Source organism: Streptomyces sp. NBC_01006 (genome assembly GCF_045162725.1).
GTDB lineage: Bacteria > Actinomycetota > Actinomycetes > Streptomycetales > Streptomycetaceae > Streptomyces.
The window spans coordinates 1,130,081-1,154,439 of the sequence record NZ_CP108700.1 but is presented as its reverse complement, the minus strand read 5'-3'; the positions used below and the strand labels follow the sequence as shown (position 1 = coordinate 1,154,439).

Here is a 24,359-nt window from a genome sequence, read left to right as displayed (position 1 = left end):
GGTGGAGGCGAACGGGTCGGGCGAGGCCGGTGGCGGCCGCTTCGGGGTCGCCCGCCGGGCCCTGCTCGGGGCCGGGGGGCTGGCCGCCCTGGCCGCGGGCGGCGCCGTACTGACGACCTCCGGGGCCGGCGCCCGGACCGGGGAGCGGCGGCCGGCCGCCGTCATCCCCTTCCACGGCCCGCACCAGGCCGGGATCCTGACCAGGCGCCAGCCGTACGCGCATCTCGCCGCCCTCGATCTGGAGCCCGACGCGGACCGGGCCCGGGCGGCCTCCCTGCTGCGCGCCTGGACCGAGGCGGCGGCCCGGATGAGCGGCGGCGAGCCGCCGGCCGGCGCCGAGAACGATACGGGCGCCGCCCTCGGCGCAGGGCCCGCCTCGCTCACCGCCACCTTCGGTTTCGGTGCGGGCCTCTTCGACCGGCTCGGACTCGCCGCGGCCCGGCCGCAGGCCCTCGCCCCACTGCCCGCCTTCAACGACGACCGGCTCGATCCGGCCCGCTCCGGCGGCGACCTGTTCGTGCAGATCGGCGCCGACGACCCGTTCGTCGCCGTGCACGCGCTGCGCACCCTCCAGCGGCTGGCCCGGGGCACGGCGCGGACCCGCTGGGTGATGTCCGGCTTCACCCGGCCGCCCGGAGCCTCGGATTGCGCAGCCGGGTCCGGTACCCACCGCAACCTGATGGGCCAGCTCGACGGCACCGCCAACCCGGCCCCCGCCGAGGACCCCGCCCAGCGGGCCCTGATCCTGGTCACCGGCCCGGACGCGCCCGCCTGGCTGGCCGGGGGCTCGTACGCGGTCGTACGCCGGATCCGGATGCTCCTCGACACCTGGGAGTGGCTGCCCGTCCACCACCGCGAGGAGGCCGTGGGGCGGCACGTGGCCGACGGGGCCCCGCTGACCGGCGGCACCGAGCGCACCCCGGTCGATCTGGACGCCGCGCGGCCGGACGGGATCCCCGTCATCGCTACCAACGCCCACATCCGGCTGGCAGCGCCGCGCAGCAACGCCGGCGCGACGATGCTGAGGCGCGGATGGTCGTACTACGACGGGCTGCGCCCCGACGGCACACCGGACGCGGGGCTGCTGTTCGTCGCCTGGCAGGCGGATCCCCGTACGGGCTTCGTCCCCGTACAGCAGCGGCTGGCCCGGGGCGATGCCCTCGCCCGGTACACCGAGCACGAGGCCTCCGCCCTGTTCGCACTACCGGGCGGAGCCGCGCCGGGGGAGTACGTCGGGCAGCGGCTCCTCGAAGGCTGAGGACCGGCGCCCCGGGGCCCGTTGTCAGTGGTGGCTGTGAAGCTGGTCGCATGGACGACAGGATGCTCAGGCGCCGGGTCTACGGCGCCGACCACGACGACCCCGACCCCGGCCCGCGCCCCGGCCACGTCTACGGCGAACTCGTGGGCGGCCCGCTGGACGGGCTCCTCCTGGACATCACGGACTGGAGCCCGCGCCACCTCGCCGAAGAGGCCCGGCTCCCCACCGAGATAGGCCGCTACGGAGCCGGCGGCCGTGCCCACTACCGCCGCCGCGCGGCCGATCCGGACCACTGGGACTGGTCGGGCGACAGCCGCTGATCCGGGCGGGCGCGGACGTCAGCCGGCGGCGCCTGCGCCGGCGCCCCGGCTCACGTTCCGGGCCCACAGGACCAGTGGGATCTGCAGCGGCAGCCGGGCGAGCGTCGCGGCCCGGACGGCGGGGGAGCGGGGGCCCGCGTCGACGGCCATCTTCACGTTCGCGGGGAACACCCCGACGAAGAACGCCGCCGCGGCCAGCGCCGCCACCCGGCGGGTCCGCGGATGGGCGACACCGGCGGCCAGCGCCAGCTCGGCCGCGCCGCTCGCGTACGTCCACTGCCGGGGGGTGCCGGGCAGCGCGCTGGGGACGATCGCGTCGAACTGCTTGGGCGCGAGCGCGTGCGCGACGCCCGCGGTCGCCAGCAGGCCGGCGAGGAGCAGGGGGGAGGAAGGAGTGCGCGGCATCGGGGGGTCCTCTCGGATGGGCCGGAGCCCGCGATCCTACTCGCGGGTAGGGCTTTTCGGCCTGGAAGATTCTTTTTGAAGAAATCTCCGGGGAGCTGTCGATCCGGGCGTCTCCCGTTCGACGAAGCAGTGAGAGGCGGGGAAAGCCCCCGCCCGCCCGACCGAGGAGCCACCATGCCGCGCTTCCTTTCCCTGATCCGCATCGACGAGCAGGCCCTTCCCGCCACCACCGAGTTCCCGCCGGAGTTCGGCGAGCGCATGGGCGCACTGATGGAGGAGATCACCAAGGCCGGGGTCATGCTCGACACCGCCGGGCTGCTCCCCACCTCCGAGGGAACCCGGGTGACCTGGTCCGGCGGCAAGCTGAGCTACACCGACGGGCCCTTCACCGAGACCAAGGAGGTCGTCGGCGGCTACGCCCTCCTCCAGGCCAAGGACAAGGCCGAGGCGCTGGAGTGGACCAAGCGGTTCCTGGAGATCCACCCCGCGGAGTGGACGGTAGGCGCCGAGCTGCGCCAGATCGACGGGAGCTGACCGCGCCACGACCGCGCCGCGTTTGCCCTGCCTCGTCACGGCTGCTCTGATGGGTGGCCGTGACGGCAGTGAGTGCGACCCAGGCGGTCGAAGCGGTGTTCCGGATCGAGTCGGCGCGGATCATCGCCGGTGTCGCGCGCATCGTGCGCGACGTCGGCATCGCCGAGGAGATCGCCCAGGACGCGCTGGTCGCCGCCCTGGAACAGTGGCCGGAGTCGGGTGTCCCGGACAAGCCGGGCGCCTGGCTCATGGCCACGGCCAAACACCGCGCGATCGACCTCGTGCGCCGCAAGGAGACCTACGCCCGCAAGCTCGCCGAGGTCGGCCGGACCCTGGAGGACGTACCACCGCCCGCCGAGCCGGCGGCCCCGGACGACATCGACGACGACCTGCTGCGGCTGATCTTCACCGCCTGCCATCCCGTCCTGGCCACCGAGGCCCGGATCGCGCTCACCCTGCGCCTGATGGGCGGGCTGACCACGCAGGAGATCGCCCGCGCCTTCCTCACCTCGGAGCCCACCGTCGCCCAGCGCATCGTCCGGGCGAAGCGGGCCCTGGCCAAGGCGGGGGTGCCCTTCGAAGTCCCGTACGGAGCCGACCGCGAGGAGCGGCTCGCCTCGGTCCTGGAGGTCATCTACCTGATCTTCAACGAGGGTTACTCGGCGACCGCAGGTGACGACCTCGTGCGCCCCGCCCTGTGCGAGGACGCCCTGCGGCTGGCCCGGGTACTGGCCGGCCTGATGCCCAAGGAGCCCGAGGTGCACGGGCTGGCGGCGCTGCTGGAGTTCCAGGCCTCCCGGATCTCCGCCCGTACCGGCCCCGACGGCGAGCCGGTGCTGCTCGCCGACCAGAACCGGTCCAAGTGGAACCGGCTGCTGATCCGCCGGGGCGCCCTGGCCATGCAGTACGCCGGGAGCGGTCCGTACTCCGTGCAGGCGGCGATCGCCGGCTGCCACGCGGAGGCCGTGCGCTACGAGGACACGGACTGGGCGACGATCGCCATCCTCTACGGGCGGCTCGTCGAGCTGGTCCCCTCACCGGTCGTGGAACTCAACCGGGCGGTCGCCGTCTCGATGGCCGAGGGCCCGGAGGCCGCGCTCCCGCTGGTCGACGCCCTGGCAGGGGAACCGGCCCTGCGCTCCTACCACCTGCTGCCGAGCGTACGGGGCGACCTGCTGGAGCGGCTCGGCCGCAGGGAGGAGGCCCGGGCGGAGTTCGAACGCGCCGCCTCGCTCACGCACAACGCACGGGAACGGGCCCTGCTGCTGGGGCGTGCCGCCCGCGCGTGAACACGGGCGGCCGGCGTCGTCAGGAGCGGCGGGTGTACGGGGCGTACGGGGCCGTGTCGTTCGGGAGCGCTGCCGCGCCGAGCGGTGCCGCCGCGCCGAGCGGCGTGCCGACGGGGCGGCGCGGAGCGGTCAGCGCGACCGGGCGGCGGAACGAGCCGTGCCGGGCGATCTCCCGGACCGTCGCGCGCAGCGCCTCCTGGAAGTCGTCCATGGTGCGGCGCGCGGCGGCCGTGTCCACGTAGATCGAGTTCATGTGCAGACCGTCGGCGTCCCGCTGGAACCAGGAGCAGGCACCGTTGGCCCGCGCCGACCACACGTGCGAGGTCGGCCGCCAGTCCTCGTGCCGCTCGGCGCCGGGACACTTGCGGACGTCGATGTACGAGAAGAAGTTCACCGGGTAGGGCCAGGAGCGGGCGGCGAACTCGGCGGGCGCCAGCAGCTGCCAGGCCCGTACGAACGGCACGTCGATGTGCTCCATCATCTCGCCGAAACCGGCCCTGACCGCCGCCATGACCTGGGCGAAGTCCCGGCCCGGCGAGGCGTCGAACTCGATGGGCATGGTGTTGACGAACCAGCCCACCGAGTTGGCCCAGCCGGCCCGGCCGCGCTCGCTGACCGGCATGAAACCCCGGTACACGCCCGGCCCGCCGGCCTCGCGCAGACAGACCGCGACGGCCGCCAGGACCCCCATGAACGGCTTGCCGTCCACCGCACGGCAGGCCTTCTCGAACACCTCGGCCTCGCCCGCGTCCAGCAGCGGCGAGGCCTCGTTGACGATCGGGTACATCCGGCCCGGCTCCACCCCGAGTTCGAGCGGGAAGCGGGGGAAGAACTCGCCGCCGCGCGCCATGAACGACTTCCAGTAGCCGAGGCGTTCGTCATCGGCGGCGATGGAGAGGTAGCGGCGCCGCTGCTCCTCGGCGAAGTCCAGGTAGCTCGGCGCGGGCGGCAGATCGATCTCCTCGCCTCGGCACAGAGCCTCGTACGCGTTCTGCACCTCGTGGACGACGATCGGCATCGACAGGCCGTCGCAGACGATGTGATCGAAGGCCAGGTAGACGGTCGCGGAGTCCTCGCGCAGGACGGCGCCCATGGTGAACAGCGGCCAGGACAGCGTGTCGATGCTGCGCTTGAACCGGTCGGCGAGAAAGCCGCGCAGGTCCTCGGAGGAGTCGAACTCGGCCACGGGCGCGGTGTCGAGGGCGAGTTCGGCGGCGGCGATCGGCTCGCACGCCAACTCGCCCGCCAGGCGGCGGAATTCGCACCGCAGCACCTCGTGCCGGCGTACGAAGGCCAGCAGGGCCCGGGTCAGGGCGTCCTCCACCAGCGCGCCCTTGACCTCGAAGGTGACCGCGATCCAGGACGCGACGGGATCGTCGGCGCCGCGGCTCTCCTCGGCGACGGTGAAGTGCTTGTCCTGGTTGAACGAAGCCCTCCTGCCCGCCGTGTCACCCGCCGTGTCACCCAGCGCGTCGCCCGGCGCGTCGCCCGTACCGCCGGTGTCCGCCGGCGCCCCGGCCGTGGACCGCAACCGCCACTCGACGACCCGTCCGGGTGCCATCTGGTGCATCTCCAGAGGAAACTGCCGCATTCCGTCATCCCTTCGCCCCCAGAGTCAACCCCGAGGCCCTAACGACACCCGCCCCGCGGAAGTGACGCCCACCAGTTCGCTCACCGGTCGTGACATCGCGCGGGCCGCGGCTCGTCCCCCGGCCGGGGGCGCCGGAACGGCGGGTCATGCACTCCGGACGTCCGGATCCTCCGCCGTGTCGGGGCGGACCTCGATGTGGTCCGCGGCCAGGTCCACCGCCACGCGGTGTTCCATGCCCAGCGCCTCCAGGAACTTGTGCGGGAGCTGCACGCGGCCGGTCCGGTCCAGCATCACGTACTCGCGCTCGCTCACCGACTCCGCGCCGTGCTCGTCCGTGACCGTGCGGCGCAGCACCTCGCTGCTGGTGCGGCCGTCGCGGATCGCCACCGTACGGCGGACCTCGCCCGCCACGAGCGGGTCGTGCGTCACGATGACCACGGTGGCGCCGAGCTCCCGGTTGACGGTGCGGAACGCCTCGAAGATCGCCGCGCCCGTCTCGGAGTCGAGCTCGCCGGTGGGCTCGTCCGCCAGCAGGACCGCCGGGTCGTTGGCCATGGCCACGGCGATGGCCACCCGCTGCTGCTGGCCGCCGGAGAGTTCGGCGGGACGCCGGTGCGCGAGATCGGCGATCTCCAGCGCCTCCAGGAGACGGGCGACCCGCTCTGCCTGCCGGCCCGCCGCGCCGCGCCCGCGCCGACCCCTCAACTGCATCGGCAGAGCGATGTTCTGAGCTGCCGTCAGGAACGGCAGGAGGTTGCGGGCGGTCTGCTGCCAGACGAAGCCCACCGCCTCGCGCCGGTAGCGCAGCCGGTCCTTCGCCCCCATCCCGAGCAGGTCGAAGCCCTCGACGGTGGCCGAACCGGCCGTGGGGACGTCCAGCCCGGCCAGGATGTTCAGCAGGGTGGACTTGCCACTGCCGGACGCACCGACCAGAGCGACCAGGTCACCCCGCTCCACGGTCAGTTCCAGGCCCTGCAGGGCCTGCACCTCGACCCCGTCGGCGCTGAAGATGCGGACCAGGCGGTCGCAGGCGATGGCGGTGTCGGCCCGCCGGGTGCGCGGTCCGGCGGCGGCCACGGCCTGCCGGCGCAGCTCTTCGTAGGTCGGCTGGTCGCTGTTCAACGCTGGTCTCCCGCTCTCAACTCGGTGGTGATCTGGCGCCGTCCGGATATCGCGGCCTCGGCGAGCACGGCCACGGTGACCAGGAAGGCCAGCCCCAGTGCCTGGGTCAGCACGGGCGGCGCCGTCAGGCGGAGCCCCGTGGGCACGGTCGAGCCGACCAGGGCGGACAGGTCCATGGCCGGCCCCAGCAGGGCGACGGCCGCCGCCGCGACGAGTGCCCCGCCGAGGGTGGCGGTCAGCGCCTGCGGCAGGGCCTCCGTCAGGATCAGCCGGATGCCGTCCCGGGGCCGCAGCCCCATCGTGCGCAACCGCGCCAGCAGCGCGGCGCGTTCGGGCGCCGCCCGTACCAGCGTGAGCAGTACGGCCAGCAGCGCGAACCCCGCGGCCCCGGCCACGGAGGCCCAGAACAGCCGGACCGCCGACCGCTGGAGCGGGTCGCTGCCGAGCTCGGCGGCCGTGGCGGCGCTGGTCCGGACGGTGAACCGCCCGGCGGTCCCCGCCGGGGCGGTTGCCCGGACCGCCTCGCGCACCCGGTCCCCGTCGACCTCCCCGGCCGCCAACCAGCGGTCGGGGTGGCCCGTCTTGGGCAGCCGCGCGGTGGTCGGCCCGGCCGGCAGGACGACCACGGCGCCGCCCGCCCCGGGCTTGGCCGGGGTCCCCTCGACCACGCCGACGGAGCCGATCTGCAGTTCGCCGCCGTCGCCGAGCGACAGCCGGTAGGTACCGGACGCCGCCAGCTTGGCCAGGTCGCTGCTGAACAGCGCCGGCACCGGGGCGTCGGCGGAGCCGCCGCCCTTGCCCGAGAGCAGGGCCGGGTCGAACTGCCCCCGTCCCACGGTCCTCGCCAGTTCCGCGTACGCCACCGGCTCGGCGACGACCACCGTGACCTGGGTGGAGCCCTGGACGGTGCCGAACACGAACGCCCGGTCGTCCGTCCACACCCCGACCGAGGTCCGTACGCCGGGCAGGGCGGCGGCGGCCTCCGCCATCGCCGGGGGCAGGGCGCCCCCGTACGGCGCCGCGATCTGGACGTCGCCGCCGACGGCCAGGCGGGCCACCCGCAGCCGGCCGGTGTCCACCGAGTCCAGCACCGTGGCCCCGAACCCGCCCGTGGTGACGGCCAGCAGCAGGGCGATCAGCGGCAGCACCGAGGGGCGCGCCCGGCCGCCGGTGCCCCGGGCGGCGCGGGCCAGGCCGAGGAAGCCGACCAGGCCGGGCCGCCGGCCGGCCGCCCGGGCCAGTGCCCCCACCAGGACGGGCTGGAGCCGGGCCAGTACCAGGCCGCCGCACAGCGCGAGCAGCAGCGGAGCGGCGACCAGCAGCGGATCCAGGCCGTCACCGGCCGGCGCGACGCCGCGCCGGCGGACTTCGAACACGGCCGCCGCGGTGGTGGCGACGACCAGCAGCTCGGCGACCAGCCTGCGGCGCGGGGCCGGCCCGCGGCGCCGCGCGGACAGCAGCACGGCGGACCGTACCGGAAACGCCAGCAGCGCCAGCAGCGTGACGGAGGCGGCCGCGAGGAGGGCGGCGGTCCACCGCGGAGTCGGCAGCAGCCACAGCGCGAGTACGGTCGCCGCCGCGGAGGCGGGCAGGACGGTCACGGCCCCCTCGCCGAGCAGCCGGCCGACGATGCCGCGCGGCGAGCCGCCGCGGGCCAGCAGCAGCCGCAGCTCCGACTCCCGCCGGTCCCCGGTCAGGGCGGCGGCCAGGCAGAACACCACGGCCGCCACCCCGGCGACCCCCGCCGGGCCGATCGCGGCGAGCGGCTCGACCGCCTGCTGCCGGGCCTCGGCCTGCTTGAACAGGTCCGGCAGCCGGGAGGTGATCCGCAGGTCGCTGCGCTGCGTCGTACTGCGCAGGGCGGAGGCGGTCGGGCCGCCCACGTACGCGGCGACCTCCCGGGCGACGCCGGGCAGCAGGTCGGCGCGGAGCCGGCCGGTGTCCACCGGGAGCCGCCAGAAGTCCTCGGCGCTCTCGCCCCACGGCGAGAGCCGGTCGAGCCCGTCGGACCCGACGAGGGCGGCGGTCTGCCAGAACCGCTGCGGAGGAACGGTGGGGGTGTAGCTCTCGCAGGCGCGGGTGAGACAGGGCAGCCCGGTCCAGAAGGCATCGGCCTCGTCGGTGGCCCGGTAGAGGCCGACCACCTCGGCGCTCATCGGGTCGGAGCTGTTCGCGACGGTCTCCAGCACGGTGCCGACCCGGACGCCCAGGGTCTGCGCGGCCTGCTGGGACAGCGCGACCGGTACGGGCCCGTCGGGGGCGCCGCCGCTCGGCCAGCGTCCGTCCACCAGCTGGGCGTGCGCGGCCGCGTCCCGCAGGTACAGCAGGTCCAGGCGGGGCTGGACGCCGTCGGGGTGCGGCAGTTCGGGGTTGGCGAGGCTGCGCCCCTTGGCGGCCTGGGTGCCGTGGACCGTTCCGGAGGGGGCGATGGCGAAGCCGTCGCCGGTATGGGCGAGCAGTGCGTCCCGTACGGAGTCCAGGTTCTCGGGGGACTGCTTGCCGTACCGGGCGGTGGAGGTGGCGAGCAGGCTCGTCGCTGCGGGGCCGCGGTCGGCCAGGAACGAGCGCAGGGCCTGATCGGCGCCCCGGTCCAGGGCGCGCGGCAGGGCGGCCGCGAGCAGTACGGCGACGAAGGCGAGCGCCGCGGCGAGCAGGGCGCTCGACGGCGCCGACCGCAACCGGGTGCGCACCCACGGCGCGGGCCGGACCTCGGACGGGGCCCCGGATGGGGCTGCGGACCGGGCTTCCGGCGGGCCGTCCGGTGCGCCGTCCTGCGCGCTGTCCGGGGTGTCTGCGGGCCTGGTCACAGCTCCTCCACGTGCCGCAGCCGGGCGGCCGCGTTCGAGACGTTCCGGTCGCGGCGGCCGCCGAGCACCGCCGACAGCAGCGGCACCGCCGCGATCGCGACGGTCAGCAGCAGCGTCGTGCCGTTCGGCAGGTCGACGATCACCTGCGGCACCGGACGGCGCGCGGCGGACGTCAGCACCACCAGCGGCACCACCAGATGGACGATCGCGGCGCCCAGCCCGACCCCGACGGCGCAGCCGAGCCCTACCAGCAGGCAGCTCTCGGCGGCCGCCGTCCGGGCCAGGGTGCGCCCGGGCGACCCGAGCGCCAGCAGGACCGCCGACTCCCGGGCCCGTTCCCGGGCGCCGGCCGCCGCGGAGGCCGCGAAGCCGATCGCCGCCAGCACCGCGCAGGCCGCGGCGAGGGCGGCCAGCGCGCTCTGCGGGCCGGCGCTCAGAGGGTCGTCCAGCATCCCGGCGGCGACCTCCTCACGCAGTCGTACTTGCTGCACCCCGGCGCCGGCCCGCAGTTCGGCGGCGGCGCGGGCCGGCGCGGTGTCTGCGGCGGACTTCGCGGGCAGCCACCACTCGGTGGGCGCGGGCAGTTCGCGTGCCCCGCCCGCCGCCAACAGGCGCCCCACGGAGCCCAGATCGACGGCGAGCGCGGTGTCCCCGGCCACGGGCAGCGAGCCGATCGCGGCCGTGATCCGTACCGGCACCGATACGCCGCCCAGCGGTACGGGGACCAAGTCGCCGACGGCCGCGCCGACCCCGGCGAGGTAGGCGCGGGTGGCGATCCCCGGTACCTCGGCCGCGCTCTGCGCACCGGGCGGCGCCAGCGCCAGCTGGATCCCGGCCTTGGCCTCGCGGCCGCCCCGGTAGCGCAGCCGCAGCGGCTCCGAGCCGTCCTGTGCTCCCGGCAGCAGCTCCGCGGCGGCGGAGCCGTCGGTGAGCGCGGGTGCGGAAAGCGTCCACGCGCCCGCGCCGGTCGCGACCGTCACCGGTTCGGCCCGGCCGGCCGCGGTCTCGGCCACGGCCAGCCGACGTACGGCCAACTCCGCACCGGTGGCCGCCGGTTCACCCGTGTCCGAACCGAAGCCCTCCTCGCCCGAGCCGTACGAGACCGCGATCCCGGCCAGGGTCAGCGGAGCCGCGGCGGAACCGAGCGGGGCGCCGGTCAGCGCGCCGAGGTCCACCGAGGCGGTGGCCGCCCCGGTCGCGGGCAGCTGGACCATCGGCGTCCGGTAGGTCAGCCCGAACCGGTCGCGCACCAGCAGCCCGATCCCGGGATGACCGCTGTCACCGCCGGACCCCCGCAGCTCCACGTCGAGGTCGATGCGCTGCGGTTTCCCGGGCAGGGCGATGCCGCCCGCGCCGGGGGAGGCCGGCGCCGACAGGGGTGCGAACAGTTCCCGCATACCGCGCCCGTCGCGCAAGTCGGCGCGCAGCGGCACCCGTTCGGCCACTCCGGCCGCGTCGAGCGCGAGCACCTGAGCGGCCCGCCCGCCCGGCAGCTCCTGGGGCTTGCGGATCACCGGGATCACTCCTTCGCCGCCGGGCAGCGCCGCGTACCGGCCGGCCTGGCCCATCGCGGCGAGGTCGCTGCCGGAGATCCGCAGCCCCCCGGCGGTGGCGAACTCGGCCTGGTCGCGCTGGGAAGCGGACCAGGCCGCGTGCTGGCCGAGGGCCAGGACCCCGCTGGAGACGGCGAGTACGAGCAGCAGCACGGGCCCCGTGGCCCGCCCCGGCCGGCGGGCGAGCTGCCAGCCCACGAGCGCCGGACCGAGCCCGCGGCCCCGGGCGGCGATCCGCCCGCCCAGCCGCGCGGCGAACGGCAGCAGCCGCAGCACCAGCAGCGTGCCCGCGCACAGGGCCAGCGTCGGCGCGGCCACCAGCACCGGGTCCACGCCGATCCGTCCGCCGTCGGCCGCCGGACCGGCCGTGAGCCCGTCCCCGCTCTGCCGGGACAACTGCTGGTAGGCGAGGGCGGCCAGTGCCAGCAGCGCCAGGTCGGCGCCCGAGCGGGCGGCCCCGGCCACCAGGGCCTGGCGGCGTCCGCTGCGGCGCAGGGCCGCGGCCGCTACGCCGCGCAGTACGGCGGGCAGCGCGGCCAGCAGTACGCAGGCCAGGGCGCAGGCGGCCGCGACCGGCCACAGCAGCCAGGTCCCGGCGGTGTTGAACGGCACCCGCGCGAGCGGGCCGAACCCGCCGAGCAGGCGCAGCAGCGGCGGGGTGAGCAGCGGCGCGAGGACGGCGGCGGGCAGGGCGAGCAGCAGCGCCTCGGCCGCGCTGAGCGCGCCGAGGCGGCGGCGGGACGCCCCGCGCGCGGCGAGCAGCACCCGCTCGCCCTCCTGGCGCTCCGTCAGGAGGTGTGCCACGAGCAGCAGGGCGGCGCCGGCGAGGACGGCGAGCTGTAGTGCGCCGATGAGCAGGGTCGACCGGGCGACCAGCTGGGCCGAGGCCAATTCGCCGAGGAATTCCGGCAGTTCGGTCTTGGCCTGGAGGGACTTGGTGCGTTTCAGCGCTTCGGCGGCCGCGGCCGTACGGTCGCGGATCGCCTCGGCGTCGGAGCTGTGGGTGGTGGCGAGGTCCGGGGTGAGGAGCGAGCCGCGGTTGTTCTGCACCAGCCCGCCCGCGGTGAAGGCGGTGTCGTCCACGAGCAGCGGGCCGTACGTGGTGAAGCTGCCGACCTGGAGTTCCCGGCCGCCGAGCGGGTCGAGCCGCCAGTAGGGCGCGTCGGGGTCGGCCGCCCGGTACACCCCGGTGACCAGCACGGTCAGCGGGGCGCCGCCGTACCGGTCGTCGAGCCGCACCTCGGCGGGCAGCGCCTCGGGGCTCAGCCCGAGCCGGGTCAGCGCCGCCCGGGGGACGGCCACCGGTATCCGGCCGCCGGGGGCGCCGACCGGCTCGGGCCACTGGCCGGCGAGCAGGCGTACGTTCTGGTGGCCGAAGGCGGCGAGCAGGGTCAGGTCGGCGTCCCGGCCGGGGGTGCGCGCGCCGGGGAGCCCGTACGAACGGCTGCGCGCCACGCTCTCGACGGCGACGGGCAGCCGGCCGAACAGCTCGTCGGCGAAGGCCCGTACGGCCTCGTCGTCCTTGCCGCGGTCGGCCGCCGCGTGCTCGCCGGTGACCAGGACGGTGGTCCGGGCCCGGTCCGGACCCTGCAGGGCCTGGCGCAGCCCGGCCTCGCCCACGCCGCGGGTGAACGCGGACAGTGCGGTCAGCACGGTCGTGGTGATCAGTACGGTCAGCAGCACGGCGGCGGCGAGCGGCACTCGCCCGCGCAGCCGACGCACGACGAAGCCGAGCATGTGCCGTTTTCCTCCCCCATCCGGACCGTTGGCACCGGATAGCGGACGATGCTGTCAGATTCGAACGCGCGACGGAAGGGGCTTGCGCGAAGGGTGGGGCGGATGAACAAATTCGAAACGAAGTGATTGAGGGCGATTGAGGCGATTGCGTTGACCGCATCGGCGATCGCCGGCCGATTCCAGGGGGAGTCCACACCATGACGCAGAAACAGGTCGACACGGCGGCGACGCCCATGGTCGTGGCCGAAGGCCTGCACCGCAGTTTCGGCAGCGGCGAGCGTGAGGTGCACGCCCTGCGCGGGGTGTCCTTCGAGGTCGAACGCGGCCGGCTCACCGCCCTCAAGGGCCGCTCCGGCTCCGGCAAGACGACCCTGCTGAACCTGGTCGGCGGCCTCGACACCCCGACCGGCGGCAGCGTCGTACTCGACGGCACCGATCTCGCAGGGCTGGACGAACAGGGGCTGCTCGCGCTGCGCCGCGACCGGATCGGGTTCGTGTTCCAGTCCTTCGGGCTGCTCCCCGTCCTGACCGCGGTCGAGAACGTCGGCGTCCCGATGCGGATGCGGAAGATCCCGGCGAAGCAGCGCGAGGAGCGCGCCCGCACCCTCCTCGCGCTGGTCGGCCTCGCCGAGCACGCCGAGCAGCGGCCCGGCGAGCTCTCCGGCGGCCAGCAGCAGCGGGTCGCCGTGGCCCGCGCCCTGGCCAACGAGCCGGCCCTGATCATCGCCGACGAACCCACCGGCCAGCTCGACTCCGAGACGGGCCGCTCGATCATGCAGCTGCTGCGCGCGGTGGTCCGCAGCGAGGGAGTCACGGCCCTGGTCGCCACCCACGACCCGGCCCTGATCGAACTCGCGGACCGCGTGGTGGAGCTGCGCGACGGCCGGATCGTCGAGGACTCAGACGCCTGACCGGCCCTCCACCCCCGGACCCTCCGCGAGCAGCGCCACCATCACGTCTAACGGCAGCGCCGGGTTGGCGGCCGCCGCCCCCGCCACCTCGGGATCGGCGTCCGCGAGCAGGCCGACGAGGACCGCCGGGGCCAGCGCCGGGTGCCGGGCGGCGAGCGGACGGGCCCGCTCGTCGGCGAGGCAGGGCAGCAGCGCCGCGGCCGTCGCGCGCGGGTTCCGGGCGATCTCGCGGAGGGCGCGTCGCACCGGCGGATCGTGCCGGGCCAGGTCCTCCAGCAGGGCCGGCGGGGCGTCCGGGTTGGCCGCCACCCGCGCGAGGACCCGTGCGCCGTGCCGCGCGACCATCGCGCGCAGCGACTCCTCGGACAGACCCGGATGCGGGGCGACGGCCCTGGCCACCGACGCATCCGGGTCGGCGGCGAGGGCGTCGCGCAACTCCGGTGCCAGGTCTCGCCGTTCGCCCACGAGCCTGCGTACGCGCGCATCCGCCGACGCGGCCGCTCCGGCGAGCTCGGCGGGCGATGCGGTGGCGATCCGCGGCAGCAGGACCGGCCCGATCCGGGTCACGCCGGCCAGGTGCGCGAGCACGTCGAGCGGCACCCGCGGATTGCGGGCCAGGTCGGCCGCGACGCCGTCCGCGCCGCCGGCCGCGAGGGAGCGGATCAGCGGTTCGCCGATCGCCGGATTCCCGGCCACCTCCGAGCGCACCGCCGGGACCGGGTCCACGGCGAGCCGTGCGTACAACTCCTGGGGGAGATCCGTCCGTTCGGCCAGCGCCCAGCGGATCAACATGGAGGGATGACCGGCGAGGGAGGCCGCGGCCGCCACCGGCGTGGCCGGGTTCCGCGCGGCCTGCCGCAACGTGTCGTGCACGGTCGATTCGTGCCCGCCCGCGCAGGCGGCGCCGCCGAGCAGCTCGCAGTCCGTCCGGGGGCAGTACGGATCGTGCGTGAACGGGATCTCCTCGCGGTCGCAGACCAGGCACGAGCGCGCCGGGGCCAGTCCTTCGCCAGTGATCAGCGCGGCCAGCGCGGAGGGCGGGGTCATCTCGTTGGCCGCGGCCCCTCTGCGCACCTCGGCATGCGGATGCGCGGCGAGCCGGGCGGCGACCGACGGCTCGGACGTCCACAGAGCCAGCTCCGCGACCACCCCGATCTCGGGATCGGCGGCCAGTGTGTCCAGTACGTCGAGCGGCAGACCGGGTCGGGAGGTCAGGGCCTCGCGGGTCCTCCGGTCCGGATGGGCCGCCAGCAGCCGGGCCCACGCGGGCGGGCCGGCGCCCTCGTCCAGCAGGGCCAGGGCCACCGAGGGGCGGTCGGTAGGGTCCACATCCGCATCCGCGGCGGTCAGCAGGCCCGCGTGGGCGAGGCGGATCGCGGCGTGTTCGTCGTGCGCGGCCACCGCGGCCGCCCGGGCGGGCCCCAGGTCCGTGCGCTCGCCCAGCGCATCGGCGAGTTCCGGGTCCGAGGCCGCACGCCCGATCAGCCGGTCGAGCAGCTCCGCTGGCAGCGCGGGGTTGGCCGCGAGTCCGGGGAGGAGGTGGGACGTCATCGGCTCGCCGCCTCGGCCAGGGCCGCGGTCAGGGCTTCGGTGTGCGGGTGGGGGCGCCGATGGCGGGGAGTGACCACGCCGATGTGCCGGGCGGGGCGCGGCGGTTCGACCCGTACGAGGGTGACCGAGGTCTCCGGGGCCAGCGACACGTGCGGGATCAGCGCGACGCCGACGCCCGCGGCGACCAGGGTCTGCGCGAAGAAGTAGTCGGTGGTGGAGGCCGCCACCCGCAGGTCGAAGCCCGCGAGCGCCGCGTACCGGCGCAGATAGGCCTCCGTCTTCAGACAGCCCAACACCCAGCGCTCGGCGCCGAGTTCGGTCAGGGCGAGTGAGTCCCGGCCGGCGAGCCGGTGCTCGTGCGGCAGGGCCAGCCACAGCGGGTCGTCCATCAGCGGTGTCCAGTCCAGCCCGCCCCGCAGGGGCAGCGGACCGTCGAAGTGGTAGGCCAGGGCGAGATCGGCCTGTCCGCCGCGCACCATGGGCACCGCGGCCTCCGGTTCGGCCTCCCGTACGGTCAGCTCCACCTCGGGATGCGCGGCCACGAACTCGGCCAGCGCCGCGGGCAGCAGCCGCCGGCCGCCGCTGGTGAAGGTGGCCACCGTCAGCCGGGGCCGGTCCGCCGTCAGCCGGTCGATCTCGTGGCGGACCTGGTCCAGCTCGGCGGAGATCGTCTCCGCCGCCTCCACCAGCAGCCGCCCCGGCTCGGTCAGGGTGACCCCGCGGGTGCTGCGCACCGCCACCGGGTGGCCCAGGCTCCGCTCCAGCGAGGCGATGTGCTGCGAGACGGCCGAGGGGGTCAGCAGCAGGGCCCGGGCCGCCTTGTTGAAGCTGCCGTGCTCGGAGACGGCCCGCAGGATCCGCAGTCGCTGCACATCGATCATCAGTTTTCCTTCATACCCGTTCAGCAAGTGATCGGTTCTGCTGGGGACGATACAGCGGCACAGTCGAACCCATGCAGAAGATTCTCGTGATCGGCGGAAGCCGGTACTTCGGAAAGCACCTGGTCAGCCTCCTGCGCGACGCGGGCGACGAGGTCACCGTCCTCAACCGCGGCTCCGCCGCCCCGCCGCCCGGCATCGGCCGCCTCGTCGCCGACCGCGACGACGAAGGGCGGCTGCTCGCCGCCCTGGGCGGGCGCACCTTCGACACCGTCGTCGACCAGGTCTGCTACACGCCCCTCCAGGCCGCCGTCGCCCGCCGGGTCTTCGCCGGCCGGACCGCGCGGTACGTGATGACCTCGACGATGGAGGTCCACGACCCGGCGCCGCCCACCCCCGAGGCCCGCGCCTACGCCGAGGGCAAGCGCGGAGCCGAGGCCGTTCTCGGCGGCGCGGGCGCGGGCGAAGGCGGCAGCCCGTTCGCCTTCACGGCCGTAAGGACCGCGCACGTGCTCGGCGGCGGCCCGCAGGAGTTCACCGGGCGCCTCGCGCACTACGTAGGGCGGATCGCCGCCGGAACCCCGGTGGACGTCCACGAAGCCCCGTACGCCACCTCGTTCGTCCACCACCACGAGATCGCCCGGTTCCTGCAGTGGACGGCCGGGCAGCCCTTCACCGGCGCCGTCGACGCCGCCTCCCACGGGGCGCTGGACGTCCTCGGGCTGTGCGCGCTGGTCGCCGAGCGGGTCGGCCGCCCCGCCCGCCTGCGGATCGTCGAACCGGGCGCCCCCGCCTCGCCGTTCTCCTTCGACCGCGACTACGCAATCGACAACAGCCGGGCGGAAGGCCTGGGTTACCGCTTCGGCCGGGTCGCCGACTGGCTGCCCGGGGCGGTCGACGAAGCGGCCGCCGCGCTCGCGCTCTGAGCCGTCAGCCCTCGCCCGTACGGCGCTCCAGGGGAGTGGTTACCGCCGAGTTGCTCACACTGAAAGTGACGCTGCCGGCGCGGTAGCGGTCATCGGTCCACTCGATCGGGCGACCCGTCGCGGTGGCCGAGACATGCCGCTGGCGCAGCAGCGGGCTCCCGCGCCGGATCTCCAGCAGCCGTGCGTCCTCGCTGCCGGCCGGCAGGGCGTCGATGAGGTGCTCGCCGTAGTGGGCGACGATTCCGGAGCCGTTCGCGAGGCTGTCCATCACCGAGCGGACGTCGTCCGGCAGCGCCTCGACCGCGGCCGCGACCCAGTCGGCGTACGCGGTCCGCTCCACCATGGTGGGCTCCCCGTCGAGCAGCCGCAGCCGTACCACGGCCAGGATCGCGGTGTCCGGCGCGAGCGCGAGCCGCTCCGCCTCCTCGGCGGTCGCGGGCCGGCGGACCCGGGACAGGAAGCGGCTGGTGACCTCCTGGCCGAGCCCCTCGGCCCACTGGGCGAAGCTGTTCAGCTCGCCGAAGCTGTGCCGACGCTCGTGGCGCAGAACGATCCTCCGGGCGCCCTGCCGGGAGCCGATGAGCCCCTCCGCGGCGAGCGTGGCCACCGCCTGCCGGACGGTTCCGCGCGAGGCGGACCAGCGGGCGGCCAGATCGCTCTCCGAGGGCAGCTGGGCGCCCACCGCGTACTCGCCGGAGAGGATCGCCGTGCGCAGCGCGTCGGCGATCTCCAGATACCGGATCGTGCCCATCGGGTACTCCGCCCCCCATCTGTCGACCTCGCCGTCGACCGTATCCCGCGTCTGTCGACGGTCCCCCCAACCTAGGCGTTGAAGATCATTGGGCGCTCCCTGTCACGGCTTCTTTCGGTCATTCTCGTCTCTTCGTCGAGCCGTGCCCCGCGGTCCAGCCCCCGTTCATCTTCCGTATAGCGAGGCCGGGCGAACTGGAGCCAACTTGTTCAGACAAGTCGACCCCCGTCAGGAACCCGTCTCCGGGAGAGACCGTGCTCAGTTCCTCCGCTCGCCGTGGTGCAGCCGTACTGCTCAGCGCCGCCGTCCTCACCACGCTCAGCGCGTGTGGCGCCGCTCCGGACAAGGCCGCCGGTACCACCGGTGACGGCAAGTCCAAGGTCCAGCCGGGCGCTGCCACCTCGGCGGCCGACCTCGGCGGCATGGACGCCCTCGTCGCGGCCGCCCAGAAGGAAGGCAAGCTCAACGTCATCGCGCTGCCGCCGGACTGGGCGAACTACGGCGAGATCATCAAGGCCTTCGAGGCCAAGTACAAGATCAAGGTCAGCAGCGAGAACCCGGACGCCTCCAGCGCCGACGAGATCGCCGCCGTGAAGTCCCGCAAGGGCCAGGACCGCGCCCCCGACGTCATGGACCTCGGCATCGCCTTCGCGCGCAGCGGCGCCGGCGAGAACCTGTTCGCCCCGTACAAGGTCACCGCCTGGGACAAGATCCCGGCCGGCCAGAAGGACGCCGACGCCCGCTGGTACAACGACTACGGCGGCTACGTCTCCATCGGCTGCGACGCGGCCAAGATCCCGAACTGCCCGACCACCTTCGCGGACCTGCTGAAGCCCGAGTACAAGGGCAAGGTCGCGCTCAACGGCAACCCGACCAAGTCCGGCTCCGCCTTCGGCGGCGTCTACGCGGCCGCCCTCGCCAACAAGGGCTCCTTCGCCGACATCCAGCCCGGCATCGACTACTTCGGCCAGCTGCGCAAGAGCGGCAACTTCATCCCGGTCGAGTCCACCCCGGCCACCGTCGAGAAGGGCGAGACGCCCATCTCCATCGACTGGGACTACCTGAACGCCGGCTACGCCGAGCAGTTCAAGGGCAAGGGCGTCGACTGGAAGGTCGCCGTTCCCACCGACGGCGTCTACGCCCAGTACTACTCGCAGGCCGTCAACAAGGAGGCCCCGAACCCGGCGGCCGCCCGCCTGTGGATGGAGTTCCTGTACAGCGCCGAGGGCCAGAACCTTTACCTCAAGGGCCACGCCCGCGCGGTCCTGCTCCCGGTCATGACCCAGGACGGCACCGTCGACAAGGACGCCGCCGCCAAGCTCCCGCAGACCCAGGGCACCCCGGCCTTCCCCGCCTCCGCGGAGCTGGACAAGGCCAAGGCCACCCTCGCCGAGAAGTGGGACAAGGCCCTCTCCTGATGTCCCCCTCCACCCCCACCTCCCACCCGGAGGGGACCGCCGGCGGCAGCACCACCAGCCGCCGCCGGCGGCGCGGCCCGCGCACCTGGCTGGCCGCCCTCCCGCTCCTCGCCTTCACCGGGCTCTGCTTCGGCATCCCGCTCGGCGCCATCGCGTTCGGCGCGGTCACCCGCACCGACCCGTCGACCGGCGCCACCCGGCTGACCGGCGAGCACCTCTCGCGCTCGCTCCAGGGCCCGTACCTCGACTCGCTCATCGGCAGCGTCCAGCTCTCCGCCCTCACCGCCCTCATCGGCGGGGTGCTCGGGGTCCTGATCGCGCAGGCCGTGGTCACCTCCCGGTCGCAGGCCCTGCGCAGCGCAGCGCTGACCGCATCCGGCGTACTCGCCAACTTCGGCGGCGTGCCGCTCGCATTCGCGTTCATCGCCACCGTCGGCATCTCCGGGGTCGTCACCCAGCTCGCCGATCTCACCGGATTCGGCTGGAACCTGTACTCCTTCACCGGCCTGACCGTGGTCTACCTGTACTTCCTGATCCCGCTCATGGTGCTCGTGATCGCCCCGGCGCTGGACGGACTGCGCCCGCAGTGGCGCGAAGCCGCCCAGAACAACGGGGCCACCGGATGGCAGTTCTGGCGCCACGTCGGACTGCCGGTCCTGGCGCCCTCCCTGCTGGGCGGGTTCGTGCTGCTCTTCGGCACCGCCTTCGCCGCGCACGCCACGGCCGCGGCCCTGGTCGGCGGCTCCGTACCGCTGGTCACGCTCAAGATCGCCGACGCGCTGTCCGGCAACGTGCTGACCGGACAGGAGAACGTGGCGCTCGCCCTCGGCCTCGACATGATCCTGATCGCCGGCCTCGTCATGGCGGTCTACCTGCCCCTCCAGCGACGGAGCGCCCGATGGCTGCGATGACCCCGACGCCCGCACCGACCGCCTCGGACACCGGGGACACCGCCCCGGACACCGGGGCGGCGCCGGCCGGCATCACGGCGCAGGCCCGCGCCCCGCGCCGCCGCCCCCGTCCCCGCGTCTGGCGCGGAGCCGTACTCCTGCTGGCCGGCGCGTACTTCCTCGTCCCGCTCCTGGCCTCGTTCGTCTTCACCGTGCACGTGCCCGGCCAGGGCATCAGCTTCGAGGCGTACACCCAGCTCCTCGCCGCAGACGGGTTCACCGAGAGCATGCTGCTCTCCCTCGGCCTGGCCGCCGCCACCATCGCGACCTCACTGCTGCTCGCCGTGCCCGCGCTGGTCGCCGTACGCCTCGGCTCGCCGCGGCTGCGCCCGGTCGTGGAGGTGATGTGCATGCTGCCGCTGGTGGTCCCGCCGATCGCGCTGGTCACCGGTATCACCACCGTGCTGCGCTGGGGCCCCGAGCACCTGTCGCGGACACCGCTCTACCAGACCTTCCTGGCCGTGCAGAACGAGCAGTTCCCCGTCGTCCTGGTCCTCGCCTACACCGTGCTGGCGCTGCCGTTCGTCTACCGCTCGCTCGACGCGGGCCTGCGCGCCATCGACGTGCCGACGCTGGTCGAGGCCGCCCGCAGCTGCGGCGCGAGCTGGCCGTACGTGGTCCTGCGCGTGCTCCTGCCCAACCTGCGGGCCTCGCTGGCCGGAGCCGCCTTCCTCACCCTGGCGCTGGTCCTCGGCGAGTTCACCATCGCCTCCCTGCTGGGCTTCAGGCCCTTCGCCGTGTGGATCGTCACGATCTCCGGCGCCCACGCCCGGATGTCGGTCGCCGTCTCCATCCTCAGCCTCCTCATCACGTGGATGCTGCTGCTCGTCCTCTCGCGGGCCGGGACCAACCCCGCCACGGTGTCCTCCGCCCCCAGTACGTCCTCCACCTCCCGCAAGGAGTCCTGACCTCCATGTCCACCACCCTTCCCGCGGCCAGGAAGCCCGAGGAGTCAACCGACTCCGCGCCGGGCGCGCGCGTCGAATTCCGCGGTCTGCGGCGGGCGTTCGGCTCGACCGTCGCCCTCGACGGGCTCGACCTGACCATCGAGCCGGGCGAACTCGTCGCCCTGCTCGGCCCGTCGGGCTGCGGAAAGACCACCGCGCTGCGCGTGGTCGCGGGCTTCGAGCAGCCCGACTCCGGTGAAGTCCTGGTCGACGGCCAGGACATCACCCGCGTACCGGCCAACCGGCGCGACGCCGGGATGGTCTTCCAGTCGTACAGCCTCTTCCCGAACCTCAGCGCCCGCGACAACGTGGCCTTCGGCCTTCGCGTACGCAAGGTCGGCGCGGCCCAGCGCCGCGAGCGCGCCGCCGAACTCCTCGACCTGGTCGGCCTGCCGGAGCACGGCGACCGCTACCCGCACCAGATGTCCGGCGGCCAGCAGCAGCGCGTGGCCCTCGCCCGCGCCCTGGCGCTGCGCCCCCGCGTCCTGCTGCTCGACGAGCCGCTCTCCGCGCTCGACGCCAAGGTCCGGGCCAACCTGCGCGACGAGATCCGCCGGCTCCAGCTCTCCCTCGGCATCACCACCGTGTTCGTCACGCACGACCAGGAGGAGGCGCTGTCGATGGCCGACCGGGTCGCCGTCCTGAACGCCGGCCGCCTGGAGCAGTGCGCGGCCCCCGCCGAGCTGTACGAGCGCCCCGCGACGCCGTTCGTCGCCGAGTTCGTCGGCACCATGAACCGGCTGCCCGGGCGGCTCACCGACTCCGGCCTGGTGGAGGTGGCCGGCACCCGGCTGCCCGTCGACGGCCCGGTCCCGACGGCGACCCGGGAGGTGGAGGTGCTGGTCCGGCCCGAGAACGTCACCGCGACCGCCGACCCCGAGGGCACGGCCACCGTCGTCTCCGCGTCCTTCTTCGGCGCGGTGACCCGGCTCCACCTCGACCTGCCCGGCGGCACCTCCGTCAAGGCGGACCTGCCCTCGCGGGACGCGGGCGAGCTGGCGCCGGGTGCGCGGGCCGCCGTCGGCCTGGCCGAGCGCCCGGTCCTCGTCGTGGCCCGGTCCGCGTGAACGGCCTCGCGGCCGTCCTGTTCGACATGGACGGCACCCTGGTCGACACCGAGGTGCTGTGGTGGCGCTCCACCGAGCAGGTCGCGCAGGGCCTCGGCCACGAACTCACCGACGCGGACGCCCCCGAGGTCGTCGGGCGCGCCGTCGAGGACACCGCCGCCCACCTCGTACGGGTCTCGGGAGGGGGAGACCCGTCCGAGGTGGCGCGGGCCCTGACCGCGGACTTCTTCGGCCGGGTGGAGGCCGGGGCGCCGATGCGGCCCGGCGCCCAGCGGCTGCTGACCGCGCTCGAAGCGCAGGGCGTGCCCTTCGCCCTCGTCAGCGCCTCGCCGCGGCTGGTCGTCGACTCGGTCGTCGGCGGTTCGCTGGCCCACGTCCCGTTCGCGTTCACGCTGTCCGCCGACGACACGGACCGGACCAAGCCGCACCCGGACCCGTACCGGAGCGCCGCCGAGCGGCTCGGCGCCGACGTACGGGACTGCGTGGCGGTGGAGGACTCGCCGGACGGCGCGGCCTCCGCGGAGGCCGCCGGCTGCCGGGTACTGGTGGTCCCGTCGCTGCTGGACGTGCCGGCCTCGCCCGTACGCACCTTCGCGCGGTCCCTGGAGGACGTCACTCCGCAGCTGCTGCGGAGCTGCCTCGGCGCCGCCGGGAGCGTCCCGCCTCAGCAGCCCAGGCCGAGCAGCTCCACGACGCCGTCCACGTAGGCGGCGGACACGGAGCCCGGAGCGGTGGCCGCCGCGTGGCGCAGCGAGGGCAGACCGGCGCGGACGAACGCCGCGCACTGCCCGTACAGCCCGGCCTCGTGCGAGGACCCGTCGTCCTCGGTGCCGAGCAGGGACAGCAGGGTCCACAGCAGCGCCTCGCGGGTGGCCAGCCGCGGCGGGCCCGCCGACCAGACGGCCATCAGCACCCCGCACACCGCCGGAGCGGGCGGGTGCAGGCGGCCGGACAGGAAGGCGTGGCCCTCCAGCGCGCGGAAGGCGGCCGGATGTCCCTCGGCCGCCGCCCACATTGTGTCCACGAGATGCCCCGCGCCGCGGCCGCAGCCACAGGTGACCGTCTCCCAGGCGTGGCGGCCGATCTCCGCCCCCACCGCGTCGGGCACCAGGGGGCTGCTGCGCGGCGTGCTGTCCGTCCCTCTCATGCGAGCAGTATGGAGATCGGGAACCGCCCTGACCAGGGGGTTCCGCCAGTCGGAACGGTCCTGTGACCGCCCGGCCGGAACCGGATCACCGGGGCCTTCGTCTGAGACCCCGTGTGGATGAAACGAAGAATTGCGGCCCTGCTGCTGGCCCTTCTCGCGACGCAGTTGGGATCCCTGATCAGCCCGGCGTACGCATGCGGCTGCGGGGCGATGATCCCCGAGGGATACGCCCGGATCGGCGTCGAACGTGAGACATCCGTCGTGCGCTTCGACGGCCGTACGGAACAGATCGTGATGCGGTTCGTCGTCCGCGGGGACGCCCCGCGGGCGGCCTGGATCATGCCGGTGCCGGGACGGGCGACGGTGGAGCTGGGCGACGGGGAGATGTTCCGCCAGCTGACCTGGTTGACCCGGCCCGAGTACAAGACCCGCGGCTACTTCTGGCCGCGCGACCACGACTGGCCGTTCTCCTCCACCAATGGCGACTCCGTGGGAGCCGCACTGCCCGGTGCTCCCGCGGTCGGCGTCGTCGGCCGTGAGCAGCTCGGCGACTTCGACGTCGCGCGCCTGACCGCGACCGACCCCGACGCGCTGCGCAACTGGCTGGAGGCCAACGGCTTCAAGCTGCCCGACGGGCTCGCCGCCGAACTGAAGCCCTACGTCGACCAGAAGTGGGAGTACGTCGCCGTACGCCTCGCCCCCCGCCAGCAGGGCAAGCCCCTCACGGGCACCCTCGACCCGCTGAAGATCCGCTTCGACAGCGACCGGCTGGTCTACCCGATGCGGCTGTCCCGGCTGGCCAAGACCCCGCAGTCGCTCGGCCTCTACATCCTGGCCGACCACCGGATGGAGCCCGCCTCCGCCATCGGCGGCGCCGAGCCGAAGGTCACCTTCGCCGGCGAGGTCACCCCGGAGGGCGGCCTCGCCGCGCTGACCGGCGGCAAGCCGGCGTTCCTGACGGCGATCGACCAGGAGTTCCCGGAGCCGGGCCGCATCGACGGGGACCACGAACTGCGCGCCACGGCCGCTGACACCCCGTACCGCAAGGTGATCTACCAAGGGGAACTGATCACCGTCGGCGGGATCCCGGCCTGGCTGCTGACCCTCGCGGCCGTCCTCTTCGCGCTCGCGGTGACCGCGGCGACCGCGTTCACCCTCCGCCGCCGCAGGTCCCGTACCGCGAGCGCCTGACGCCCG

The 24,359-nt window shown here is 74.7% G+C and carries 21 protein-coding genes; 12 read left to right on the top strand and 9 right to left on the bottom strand.

The window, feature by feature from the left end; all coding sequences use genetic code 11:
- The first annotated feature begins 1 nt into the window (after position 1).
- Positions 2-1,258 carry a Dyp-type peroxidase gene (locus tag OG509_RS05135; protein ID WP_406180481.1) on the top strand — a complete coding sequence of 419 codons (1,257 nt, stop codon included), beginning with the start codon at positions 2-4 and terminating at the stop codon, positions 1,256-1,258.
- A gap of 50 nt (positions 1,259-1,308) precedes the next feature.
- Positions 1,309-1,578, top strand: a complete 270-nt coding sequence (locus OG509_RS05130; protein ID WP_385587724.1) for a hypothetical protein — start codon at positions 1,309-1,311, stop codon at positions 1,576-1,578.
- A gap of 18 nt (positions 1,579-1,596) precedes the next feature.
- Here OG509_RS05130 and OG509_RS05125 read toward each other — a convergent pair whose 3' ends face one another.
- Positions 1,597-1,983: a hypothetical protein gene (locus OG509_RS05125; protein ID WP_406180479.1), complete on the bottom strand. Its 387-nt coding sequence runs from the start codon at positions 1,981-1,983 to the stop codon at positions 1,597-1,599.
- 174 nt (positions 1,984-2,157) lie between these two features.
- Between OG509_RS05125 and OG509_RS05120 the strand changes: the two genes are divergently transcribed.
- Both OG509_RS05120 and OG509_RS05115 read left to right on the top strand, forming a co-directional pair.
- Entirely contained in the window at positions 2,158-2,517 is a 360-nt protein-coding gene (locus OG509_RS05120; protein WP_385587718.1) for a YciI family protein, read from the top strand.
- Between the two features lie 68 nt (positions 2,518-2,585).
- Positions 2,586-3,806: an RNA polymerase sigma factor gene (locus OG509_RS05115; protein ID WP_406180477.1), complete on the top strand. Its 1,221-nt coding sequence runs from the start codon at positions 2,586-2,588 to the stop codon at positions 3,804-3,806.
- Between the two features lie 19 nt (positions 3,807-3,825).
- Here the strand turns inward: OG509_RS05115 and OG509_RS05110 are convergent, their stop codons facing one another.
- The 4 genes from OG509_RS05110 to OG509_RS05095 all read right to left on the bottom strand — a co-directional run bounded on the left by OG509_RS05110 (position 3,826) and on the right by OG509_RS05095 (position 12,616).
- Positions 3,826-5,397 (bottom strand): condensation domain-containing protein, encoded by a 1,572-nt coding sequence (locus OG509_RS05110; protein WP_406180475.1) that lies wholly within the window; start codon positions 5,395-5,397, stop codon positions 3,826-3,828.
- A 144-nt stretch (positions 5,398-5,541) separates the two neighbouring features.
- Positions 5,542-6,519, bottom strand: coding sequence for an ABC transporter ATP-binding protein (locus OG509_RS05105; protein WP_406180473.1), 978 nt, complete (start codon positions 6,517-6,519; stop codon positions 5,542-5,544).
- The gene (locus tag OG509_RS05100) at positions 6,516-9,326 is read right to left on the bottom strand and encodes an FtsX-like permease family protein (RefSeq protein ID WP_406180472.1); all 2,811 of its coding nucleotides are present in this window, start codon (positions 9,324-9,326) and stop codon (positions 6,516-6,518) included. Before OG509_RS05100 ends, OG509_RS05105 begins: the two co-directional genes overlap by 4 nt.
- Entirely contained in the window at positions 9,323-12,616 is a 3,294-nt protein-coding gene (locus tag OG509_RS05095) for an FtsX-like permease family protein (protein ID WP_406180471.1), read from the bottom strand. Before OG509_RS05095 ends, OG509_RS05100 begins: the two co-directional genes overlap by 4 nt.
- 197 nt (positions 12,617-12,813) lie before the next feature.
- On the opposite strand from OG509_RS05095, the gene OG509_RS05090 reads away from it, so the two are divergent.
- Positions 12,814-13,527 carry an ABC transporter ATP-binding protein gene (locus OG509_RS05090; protein WP_406180470.1) on the top strand — a complete coding sequence of 238 codons (714 nt, stop codon included), beginning with the start codon at positions 12,814-12,816 and terminating at the stop codon, positions 13,525-13,527.
- Here OG509_RS05090 and OG509_RS05085 read toward each other — a convergent pair.
- Positions 13,516-15,078 (bottom strand): DsbA family protein, encoded by a 1,563-nt coding sequence (locus OG509_RS05085; RefSeq protein WP_406180468.1) that lies wholly within the window; start codon positions 15,076-15,078, stop codon positions 13,516-13,518. The genes OG509_RS05090 and OG509_RS05085 overlap by 12 nt on opposite strands.
- A complete protein-coding gene (locus tag OG509_RS05080; RefSeq protein WP_406180466.1) occupies positions 15,075-15,959 on the bottom strand; it encodes a LysR family transcriptional regulator in 885 nt (294 codons plus the stop codon). Before OG509_RS05080 ends, OG509_RS05085 begins: the two co-directional genes overlap by 4 nt.
- A gap of 71 nt (positions 15,960-16,030) precedes the next feature.
- Here OG509_RS05080 and OG509_RS05075 point away from each other — a divergent pair, with 71 nt between their 5' ends.
- Positions 16,031-16,882 carry a reductase gene (locus OG509_RS05075; RefSeq protein WP_406180464.1) on the top strand — a complete coding sequence of 284 codons (852 nt, stop codon included), beginning with the start codon at positions 16,031-16,033 and terminating at the stop codon, positions 16,880-16,882.
- Between the two features lie 4 nt (positions 16,883-16,886).
- Here the strand turns inward: OG509_RS05075 and OG509_RS05070 are convergent, their stop codons facing one another.
- The gene (locus OG509_RS05070; protein WP_406180462.1) at positions 16,887-17,633 is read right to left on the bottom strand and encodes a GntR family transcriptional regulator; all 747 of its coding nucleotides are present in this window, start codon (positions 17,631-17,633) and stop codon (positions 16,887-16,889) included.
- A gap of 254 nt (positions 17,634-17,887) precedes the next feature.
- Here OG509_RS05070 and OG509_RS05065 point away from each other — a divergent pair, with 254 nt between their 5' ends.
- From OG509_RS05065 to OG509_RS05045, 5 genes are read left to right on the top strand one after another with little or no spacing between them, the layout of a single operon-like run.
- Positions 17,888-19,051, top strand: a complete 1,164-nt coding sequence (locus tag OG509_RS05065) for an ABC transporter substrate-binding protein (protein ID WP_406180460.1) — start codon at positions 17,888-17,890, stop codon at positions 19,049-19,051.
- Positions 19,051-19,962: an ABC transporter permease gene (locus tag OG509_RS05060; protein WP_385587686.1), complete on the top strand. Its 912-nt coding sequence runs from the start codon at positions 19,051-19,053 to the stop codon at positions 19,960-19,962. Before OG509_RS05065 ends, OG509_RS05060 begins: the two co-directional genes overlap by 1 nt.
- On the top strand, positions 19,959-20,909 hold the full coding sequence (locus tag OG509_RS05055; RefSeq protein ID WP_406187471.1) for an ABC transporter permease: 951 nt from the start codon (positions 19,959-19,961) through the stop codon (positions 20,907-20,909). The genes OG509_RS05060 and OG509_RS05055 overlap by 4 nt, the downstream gene beginning before the upstream one ends.
- A 5-nt stretch (positions 20,910-20,914) precedes the next feature.
- Positions 20,915-22,015: an ABC transporter ATP-binding protein gene (locus OG509_RS05050; protein WP_406180458.1), complete on the top strand. Its 1,101-nt coding sequence runs from the start codon at positions 20,915-20,917 to the stop codon at positions 22,013-22,015.
- Entirely contained in the window at positions 22,012-22,722 is a 711-nt protein-coding gene (locus OG509_RS05045; protein ID WP_406180456.1) for an HAD family hydrolase, read from the top strand. The genes OG509_RS05050 and OG509_RS05045 overlap by 4 nt, the downstream gene beginning before the upstream one ends.
- Here the strand turns inward: OG509_RS05045 and OG509_RS05040 are convergent.
- Positions 22,680-23,162 carry a hypothetical protein gene (locus OG509_RS05040; protein ID WP_406180454.1) on the bottom strand — a complete coding sequence of 161 codons (483 nt, stop codon included), beginning with the start codon at positions 23,160-23,162 and terminating at the stop codon, positions 22,680-22,682. The genes OG509_RS05045 and OG509_RS05040 overlap by 43 nt on opposite strands.
- 117 nt (positions 23,163-23,279) lie before the next feature.
- Between OG509_RS05040 and OG509_RS05035 the strand changes: the two genes are divergently transcribed.
- Positions 23,280-24,353 (top strand): DUF2330 domain-containing protein, encoded by a 1,074-nt coding sequence (locus OG509_RS05035; protein WP_406180452.1) that lies wholly within the window; start codon positions 23,280-23,282, stop codon positions 24,351-24,353.
- Positions 24,354-24,359: the final 6 nt, after the last annotated feature.

Excerpts from the sequence above, each read along its gene's own strand:
- OG509_RS05130 (WP_385587724.1), top strand. The coding sequence starts at position 1,309 with ATGGACGACAGGATGCTCAGGCGCCGGGTCTACGGCGCCGACCACGAC.
- OG509_RS05125 (WP_406180479.1), bottom strand. The coding sequence starts at position 1,983 with ATGCCGCGCACTCCTTCCTCCCCCCTGCTCCTCGCCGGCCTGCTGGCG.
- OG509_RS05120 (WP_385587718.1), top strand. The coding sequence starts at position 2,158 with ATGCCGCGCTTCCTTTCCCTGATCCGCATCGACGAGCAGGCCCTTCCC.
- OG509_RS05110 (WP_406180475.1), bottom strand. The coding sequence starts at position 5,397 with ATGCGGCAGTTTCCTCTGGAGATGCACCAGATGGCACCCGGACGGGTC.
- OG509_RS05095 (WP_406180471.1), bottom strand. The coding sequence starts at position 12,616 with ATGCTCGGCTTCGTCGTGCGTCGGCTGCGCGGGCGAGTGCCGCTCGCC.
- OG509_RS05090 (WP_406180470.1), top strand. The coding sequence starts at position 12,814 with ATGACGCAGAAACAGGTCGACACGGCGGCGACGCCCATGGTCGTGGCC.
- OG509_RS05085 (WP_406180468.1), bottom strand. The coding sequence starts at position 15,078 with ATGACGTCCCACCTCCTCCCCGGACTCGCGGCCAACCCCGCGCTGCCA.
- OG509_RS05080 (WP_406180466.1), bottom strand. The coding sequence starts at position 15,959 with ATGATCGATGTGCAGCGACTGCGGATCCTGCGGGCCGTCTCCGAGCAC.
- OG509_RS05075 (WP_406180464.1), top strand. The coding sequence starts at position 16,031 with ATGCAGAAGATTCTCGTGATCGGCGGAAGCCGGTACTTCGGAAAGCAC.
- OG509_RS05070 (WP_406180462.1), bottom strand. The coding sequence starts at position 17,633 with ATGGGCACGATCCGGTATCTGGAGATCGCCGACGCGCTGCGCACGGCG.
- OG509_RS05060 (WP_385587686.1), top strand. The coding sequence starts at position 19,051 with ATGTCCCCCTCCACCCCCACCTCCCACCCGGAGGGGACCGCCGGCGGC.
- OG509_RS05055 (WP_406187471.1), top strand. The coding sequence starts at position 19,959 with ATGACCCCGACGCCCGCACCGACCGCCTCGGACACCGGGGACACCGCC.
- OG509_RS05050 (WP_406180458.1), top strand. The coding sequence starts at position 20,915 with ATGTCCACCACCCTTCCCGCGGCCAGGAAGCCCGAGGAGTCAACCGAC.
- OG509_RS05040 (WP_406180454.1), bottom strand. The coding sequence starts at position 23,162 with ATGAGAGGGACGGACAGCACGCCGCGCAGCAGCCCCCTGGTGCCCGAC.
- OG509_RS05035 (WP_406180452.1), top strand. The coding sequence starts at position 23,280 with ATGAAACGAAGAATTGCGGCCCTGCTGCTGGCCCTTCTCGCGACGCAG.